Below are 6,914 nucleotides of genomic sequence, written 5' to 3' on the forward strand. Positions count from 1 at the left end.
GTCACAGTCTGGTTGATGAAGGCGCTGATCTGGTCAAGACGACCGATCATCAGCTGCGCAAAACCGATAAAGGCAATCACGTCACCAACGCGCATCTGGCCCTTGGTCACAAAATATGCGCCAAGCAAAAGCACGATAACCATCGAGAAGGTCGAGGCCATGCGGTTAAGACCGCTGGCGAGGGCCCACCAGTTGAGAACCGGGAACTGGACGTTTTCGAGGTTTTTGGCATAGGTACGCAGCGCCTGCGTTTCAGAGGCAATGCGGTTATAGCTCTGCACGACCGAAACGTTGCTGATCGTGTCGCTCACATGCTCGAACAGCTTATGGTGATGCTTTTCAACAGCGGTCTGACCATCTTTGGTCTTACGCATGACGAGCTGACCGATCATCACGTAGATGACGCCGAGCACGATAAGAACCATGGACATGCGAACGTCCATGCTCATTGCAACAGGAATAAGCGCGCCCAGAGCCACAATCGTGGTCAGGTGCTGACGCATGAATTCAAGCCAGAGAGTGAAGAGCGAGTCTGTCGCGCGGATCAGCGTATGCAGCGCATTCGACGTACCGCGCTTCTGGTGCCATGCAAGAGGCATGGTGATGATGCGCTCATAGGAGTCGATCATTACGCCCAGACGGCGACGATGGGCGAGGTGGTCAGCCCCACGCGCAACGAAGACTGCTGCAATGATGTTAAACCCGCCAATAGCGGCCCACATGGCGAGCTGCGTAACGATATCTCCCTTGTCGGAGATAGCCTGAATTACCCGACCGAAAAGGATCGGTTCGGCCAACATGACAAGGGCAACCAATACGCTTGCTATACACATGGTGATGGTTGCAGCTTTCTCAGCCGCAAGATATTCCATGGCACGCCAGTAGATTTTGAGCAATGACACCTTCGGACTCCCGCTCGTTCTATTTCACTGGACTAAATGGTGCAGTCCCGTTGTTCTATCAATATGCAATGACGGCAAGAAGTGGCTATTGGGTGTCAAGGTTGACCATAAATTAAAAATAGATGTAACCGACCGTGAAGAGTCTAAGGCAGTTTTGTTACAGTGGCAGATTGTTGTTTTCGTCGATTATGCCTAGCAATCCGGCCTTGGCGCGTCTATTGACAGATTTAAAGCGCATTCCGGCGACCGGCTGACGGTTACGGCCTGTAAGACGCACCAGAGACAGGCACGCGAAGCTCGTGCCCCTAAGAAGTATTGATCGGGTTTTCCATGGCAGGCGTTGAACAAAAGAATGTGGCTGCAGACGAGACGGGTATGCGTCTTGATCGCTGGTTCAAGGTCTATTTTTCCGGACTTGGGTTCGGACACCTGCAGAAACTGCTGCGTTCCGGACAGGTTCGTGTGGATGGCGGTCGCGTAAAGGCAGATACACGTCTGCAGGCAGGCCAGTCGGTCCGTATTCCGCCATTGGGCGTTGATGAGAAGGCCACCGGTCCTGTAACTGCACGCACCATTCGCAGTCAGGAAGATGGTGATGTCCTCAAGCAGATGTTGATTTATGAAGACGCCAAGGTCTTTGTTTTCAATAAGCCTGCGGGTCTGGCAGTGCAGGGCGGTTCCGGCCTCGTTCGTCATGTGGACGGTATGCTTGAAGCATGGCGCAATAAGAAGGGTGAAAAGCCTCGTCTCGTACATCGTATTGACCGCGATACGTCGGGCTGCCTTGTTGTCGCGAAAACGCGTGGTGCTGCACAGGCGTTGACTGCTGCTTTCCGGGAACGTGACACCAAGAAAACCTACTGGGCACTTGTGAAGGGTGTTCCACGCAAGCGCGAAGACAAGATTTCAACTTGGTTGGTCAAAGAACAAACGCCGGATGGCGATAAGATGCGTGTTTGCCAGCATGGTGAACCGGATTCCGATCATGCTGTCTCTTATTACCGGATCATTGAGAAGGTCGGTAACAACCTGACGTGGTTGGAAATGGAGCCTTACACGGGCCGCACCCATCAGCTGCGTGTTCATGCAGCGCATATCGGTCATCCAATTATCGGCGATCCAAAGTATTTTGAAGCTGACCAGAACTGGGAATTCCCGGGCGGCATTCAGAAGAAATTGCACCTTCACGCCCGCCGCATTCGCATCCCAAATCCATCGGGTGGCACTATTGATGTCACCGCACCGCTGCCACCGCACATGGTGCAGTCGTGGAACTTGCTTGGCTTTGATGAGGCAGACGCGGAAGAGTAAAAATGTCGGCTACGGGGGGAGGATCGGTTCAGGGCCGGGTGTCGTTCGACGGGCTGGCAATTGCCCTCGTCATGTTCATCATGATCACCTGGGGGCTTAACCAGGTTGCCATCAAGATCGGCAATCGCGGCTTTAATCCCATGCTCATGGCCGCAGGTCGTGCAGCTTTAGGCGGCCTTTGCGTTTTTCTCTGGTGTTACTGGAAGCGTATTCCGCTGTTTGGCCGCGATGGCACGCTGAAGCCCGGTATTCTGGCCGGTCTTCTTTTTGGTGTCGAATTTGTTCTGATCTTTCTGGCGATGGAACTGACCAGTGTGGGACGTGTCACGCTGATGATGAATGTCATGCCGTTCTGGGTAGCCATCGGCAGTCATTTTCTTTTGGGCGAACGAATGTCCATGCGTGCCTTCATAGGCATGTGCGTGGCGTTTCTTGGTGTTTTCGTGGTCTTTTCAGATCCATATCAGTCGTCCCGGCCCCAATGCGGTCTACGGAGATCTGCTCGCACTGATTTCCGGTATGCTTTGGAGAATGACCACACTCGTCATTAAGCGCTCGAAGCTTGCAAGTGCTGCGCCTGAGAAGACGTTGCTTTATCAGCTTGCCGTAGCAGCACTCGTGCCGTTGCCATTCATGACTTTGAGCGGACCATTGATCCGCGATCCCGATGTGCTCTCGGTTCTGTCATTTCTGTTTCAGTCAATGTTCGTGGTAGCTGTGACATATCCATTGTGGTTCTGGATGGTGCGTCGGTATCCGGCGTCCAAATTGTCCAACTTTGCATTCCTAACGCCAGCTTTCGGCGTACTCCTCAGCGGACTGCTGCTCAATGAACCACTGGGTTGGAAAATCTTTGCGGCGCTCGGTCTGATCGGGCTAGGCCTCGTTATCATCAATCGACCAGCAAAAGCCGGAGCCGCCCGATGAAACTCGTTCTCTTTGATTGTGATGGCACGCTTGTCGATAGTGGTGACACTATTCACCATTGCATGGTCGCCAGCTTTGTTGACGCTGGACTTGTTCCGCCTGAAATCGAGCAGACCCACTCAATCATCGGTCTTTCTCTTCCAATCGCCATTGCGCAGTTGCTCGGTAGCGAAGTTGACGAACAGGCACACTGGCTCACGCAGCGTTACAAGGAAAATTTTGTAAAATACCTTCAGAACCCCGATTTTGCAGAGCCGCTTTATGACGGTATCCTGCCACTTCTGACTGAGCTGGGCAGTCGCGATGATTTGTTGCTGGGCATCGTTACCGGTAAGTCGCAACGTGGCGTGCGTTCGATTTTCGAACGTCATGGCATTGGACATCATTTCATGACCGTTCGTACCGCCGATGATTGCCCGTCCAAGCCTCATCCGGCTATGGTGCTTGAATCCTGTGCCGAAATGGGGATAGAACCAGAGCGAACAATCGTGATCGGCGATGCGATTTACGATATGCAAATGGCTCGTTCAGCGGGTGCGCGTGCCGCTGGTGTTTCGTGGGGCTATCATAAGCCCAACGCACTGAAAGATGCAGGCGCCCATTATGTCATGAACAAGCCTGAAGAGCTTCATGCGATTCTGCATGAAATGGATGCTTTCGCATCCTGACCTACAATAATTGGATATTATTATGCGCGACACTCTGAGCGATCCCCAAGCTGAAATGCCGATTTCGCAAACCGACCCGGTAAAGCGCTCTCAGGAATTGATGCGCACACCGCTGCCGAAGCGCTTTTATGAAAAAGCTGAAGTTGCCGAAACCGAAGGCGGATTCACCGTGCATCTCGATGGTCGTCCGGTCAAAACACCGGCTCGGGCTGTTCTGCTTCTCCCAACAAGCGAAGCTGCGGAAATTATTGCGGAAGAATTCCGTGCACAGGTGGAAGTTATAGATCCTTCCAAAATGCCTGCAACGCGTTTGGTGAACACGGCGATTGATGGCATTGCTCAAGACCCACAGGCGGTTTTCGAAGACATTCTGCGTTTTGCCGGAACGGACATGATCTGCTACCGCGCCGCGAGCCCGAAAGAGCTTGTTGCGCGTCAGACCGAACAATGGGACCCATTGATCGACTGGGCAGAAAGCGTTGGCGCACGTTTTGCACTTGCAGAAGGTGTGATGCATGTCGAACAGTCACGCGAAGCGATTTCAGCTTTCGGCATTCATCTGTCGGAATTCAAGAATCCTATTGCGCTGGCATCGCTCCATACGATGACGACGCTGACCGGCTCCGCACTGATTGCATTGGCAATTGCCAAAGGCGAAGTCTCTGTCGAAGACGGTTGGAACCGTGCCCATCTCGATGAAGACTGGACTGTCGAACATTGGGGCGAAGATGCTGAAGCGCAGGCACGTCGTAAGACACGTCTAGGCGAAATGATGGTCGCAGCCCGCGTGCTTCAAGCGCTCTAGTTATTATTTATCTAATAGCTGTAACAAACTGTATAAAAAGAGAAAACCCGGTTTTCGCCGGGTTTTCTTTCGCGCGCCTTCTGGCACGTCGTTCCCCTCGGTAACTCAAGCGCATCCCCAAAATCGTAAAACGGTTTTCTGATAAGAGGCGCTTTAAAGAAGTAACCGGAGCGCGTGGCAATCTCTGATTGCCACGCGCAATCCCGATTAAACCGAGTAGTACATGTCGAACTCAACTGGATGCGGCGTTGTTTCATAACGCAGCACTTCGGCCATCTTAAGTTCGATGAAGCTATCGATCTGGTCGTCCTCGAATACGCCACCAGCCTTGAGGAACTCGCGATCCTTGTCGAGCGCCTGCAGAGCTTCACGAAGCGAACCGCAAACGGTTGGGATCTTCTTGAGTTCCTTTGCAGGCAGATCGTAGAGATCCTTGTCCATGGCCTGGCCTGGATGAATCTTGTTCTTGATACCGTCAAGACCAGCCATCAGCAGCGCTGAGAAGCAGAGATATGGATTTGCTGATGGATCCGGGAAGCGAACTTCAAGACGCTTCGACTTCGGCGACGAGCCGAATGGGATACGGCAAGAAGCAGAACGGTTGCGAGCCGAGTAAGCCAGTAGAACCGGAGCTTCATAGCCAGGGACCAGACGCTTGTAGGAGTTGGTCGATGGGTTGGTGAATGCGTTCACAGCCTTGGCGTGCTTGATAACGCCGCCGATGAAGTACAGGCAGTTTTCCGACAGGCCGGCATATTCATTGCCAGCGAAGGTTGGCTTGCCGTCTTTCCAGATCGAGAAGTGAACGTGCATACCCGAGCCGTTGTCGCCGAAAACTGGCTTTGGCATGAAGGTTGCAGTCTTGCCGTAGGCATTGGCCACCTGATGCACGACATATTTCTGAAACTGCATCTTGTCCGCATTGCGGACGAGCGTGTCAAATTTCGTGCCCAGCTCGTGCTGAGCCGAAGCCACTTCGTGGTGATGCTTTTCAACCGTTACGCCCATTTCCGTCAGAACGGTGAGCATTTCGGAGCGCATGTCCTGAAGGCTGTCCACTGGTGGAACAGGGAAGTAACCACCCTTGACGCGTGGGCGATGGCCCATATTGCCGGTTTCGTAATCGGTATCATCGTTGGATGGCAGTTCGGTCGAATCGAGCTTGAAGCCGGTGTTGAACGGATCGACCTTGTACTTGACGTCATCGAATACGAAGAATTCAGCTTCCGGGCCGACGTAAACAGTGTCGCCAATGCCGAGCGACTTCATGTAGGACTCAGCCTTCTTTGCAGTCGTGCGTGGATCGCGGCCATAAGCTTCACCCGAAATCGGGTCAAGAATGTCGCAGAGAATTACCAGCGTGGACTGAGCAAAGAACGGATCAATGTGAGCCGTTTCCGGATCTGGCATGAGAACCATGTCGGATTCATTAATAGCCTTCCAGCCACCAATAGAAGAGCCGTCGAACATGACGCCATCTTCAAACATCTCTTCATCGATCAGGCCGACATCCATCGTAACGTGATGCAGTTTGCCTTTTGGGTCTGTGAAGCGGAGGTCAACAAACTTGACGTCGTTGTCTTTGATCTGTTTCAGAATGTCATTGGCAGTCGTCATTTTGGTATCCTGTTTGCACGACGATGGTCGGTAGACTTGGTTTCGTTAGATCGCGTCCACGCCGGATTCGCCGGTACGGATACGGATAACTTCTTCGATATTGGAGACGAAAATCTTACCGTCACCAATGCGGCCCGTCTGGGCTGCCTTGCGGATAGCTTCAATGGCGCCATCGACGGTTTCGTCGGCGACGATGACTTCGACTTTCACTTTTGGAAGAAAATCGACGACATATTCCGCGCCACGGTAAAGCTCGGTATGGCCTTTCTGTCGGCCGAAACCCTTGGCTTCAATTACAGTAATACCCTGCAAACCAACTTCCTGAAGGGCTTCCTTCACTTCATCGAGCTTGAAAGGCTTAATGATGGCTTCGATCTTTTTCATCAGAGAATTGTCTCCGCTCTTGTTCGGAAATGGACATTGTGCCCGTTTCGTAAATATAGAAGCATGAACTGTGCCAACTCGATCTTTGCCGATCAAATTTTTTAAGTTCCTTGCTTTTTCAAGCAAAAATTCCCGAAGTTGCCCTGTCACTCCCAGAGAAAATGGCACCAAAGTCAAGGCTAGCGCATTTTCAGTAATTTCAGAAGTGCAACTTTCTTTGGCCCAGAGTGGCATTATTATTGTCATTGAGACAAGGCTGTCCGTATGAAAGATATTCAACAAGGTTTCGAGCTTGTTAGC

Annotated in this window: 8 protein-coding genes; 5 read left to right on the forward strand and 3 right to left on the reverse strand. The window is 52.2% G+C overall.

Annotated features, from left to right (window positions below; all coding sequences use genetic code 11):
* Positions 1-902 (reverse strand): ABC transporter transmembrane domain-containing protein (locus GAK38_RS23130; RefSeq protein WP_325347238.1); only part of this gene is annotated, 902 nt, incomplete at its 3' end.
* Positions 903-1,232: 330 nt separating this feature from the next.
* Here GAK38_RS23130 and GAK38_RS23135 point away from each other — a divergent pair.
* The 5 genes from GAK38_RS23135 to GAK38_RS23155 are packed head-to-tail and all read left to right on the forward strand — an operon-like array spanning position 1,233 to position 4,613.
* Positions 1,233-2,213, forward strand: a complete 981-nt coding sequence (locus tag GAK38_RS23135; RefSeq protein WP_325347239.1) for an RluA family pseudouridine synthase — start codon at positions 1,233-1,235, stop codon at positions 2,211-2,213.
* A gap of 2 nt (positions 2,214-2,215) precedes the next feature.
* Positions 2,216-2,764, forward strand: a complete 549-nt coding sequence (locus GAK38_RS23140) for a DMT family transporter (protein WP_325347240.1) — start codon at positions 2,216-2,218, stop codon at positions 2,762-2,764.
* Entirely contained in the window at positions 2,745-3,140 is a 396-nt protein-coding gene (locus GAK38_RS23145) for a DMT family transporter (protein ID WP_325347241.1), read from the forward strand. Before GAK38_RS23140 ends, GAK38_RS23145 begins: the two co-directional genes overlap by 20 nt.
* Positions 3,137-3,808, forward strand: a complete 672-nt coding sequence (locus GAK38_RS23150; RefSeq protein ID WP_325347242.1) for an HAD-IA family hydrolase — start codon at positions 3,137-3,139, stop codon at positions 3,806-3,808. The genes GAK38_RS23145 and GAK38_RS23150 overlap by 4 nt, the downstream gene beginning before the upstream one ends.
* Positions 3,809-3,830: 22 nt before the next feature.
* A complete protein-coding gene (locus GAK38_RS23155; protein ID WP_325347243.1) occupies positions 3,831-4,613 on the forward strand; it encodes an ATP12 family chaperone protein in 783 nt (260 codons plus the stop codon).
* Positions 4,614-4,820: 207 nt separating this feature from the next.
* Here the strand turns inward: GAK38_RS23155 and glnA are convergent, their stop codons facing one another.
* On the reverse strand, positions 4,821-6,230 hold the full coding sequence (gene glnA / locus GAK38_RS23160; RefSeq protein WP_325347244.1) for a type I glutamate--ammonia ligase: 1,410 nt from the start codon (positions 6,228-6,230) through the stop codon (positions 4,821-4,823).
* A gap of 45 nt (positions 6,231-6,275) precedes the next feature.
* Complete coding sequence (locus GAK38_RS23165) at positions 6,276-6,614, reverse strand: P-II family nitrogen regulator (RefSeq protein ID WP_007874909.1); 339 nt, start codon at positions 6,612-6,614, stop codon at positions 6,276-6,278.
* Between the last annotated feature and the right edge of the window lie 300 nt (positions 6,615-6,914).

Source organism: Xylophilus sp., from assembly GCA_009914555.1.
Taxonomy (GTDB): domain Bacteria; phylum Pseudomonadota; class Gammaproteobacteria; order Burkholderiales; family Burkholderiaceae_C; genus WNDY01.

Excerpts from the sequence above, each read along its gene's own strand:
- GAK38_RS23135 (WP_325347239.1), top strand. The coding sequence starts at position 1,233 with ATGGCAGGCGTTGAACAAAAGAATGTGGCTGCAGACGAGACGGGTATG.
- GAK38_RS23140 (WP_325347240.1), top strand. The coding sequence starts at position 2,216 with ATGTCGGCTACGGGGGGAGGATCGGTTCAGGGCCGGGTGTCGTTCGAC.
- GAK38_RS23145 (WP_325347241.1), top strand. The coding sequence starts at position 2,745 with ATGACCACACTCGTCATTAAGCGCTCGAAGCTTGCAAGTGCTGCGCCT.
- GAK38_RS23150 (WP_325347242.1), top strand. The coding sequence starts at position 3,137 with ATGAAACTCGTTCTCTTTGATTGTGATGGCACGCTTGTCGATAGTGGT.
- GAK38_RS23155 (WP_325347243.1), top strand. The coding sequence starts at position 3,831 with ATGCGCGACACTCTGAGCGATCCCCAAGCTGAAATGCCGATTTCGCAA.
- glnA (WP_325347244.1), bottom strand. The coding sequence starts at position 6,230 with ATGACGACTGCCAATGACATTCTGAAACAGATCAAAGACAACGACGTC.
- GAK38_RS23165 (WP_007874909.1), bottom strand. The coding sequence starts at position 6,614 with ATGAAAAAGATCGAAGCCATCATTAAGCCTTTCAAGCTCGATGAAGTG.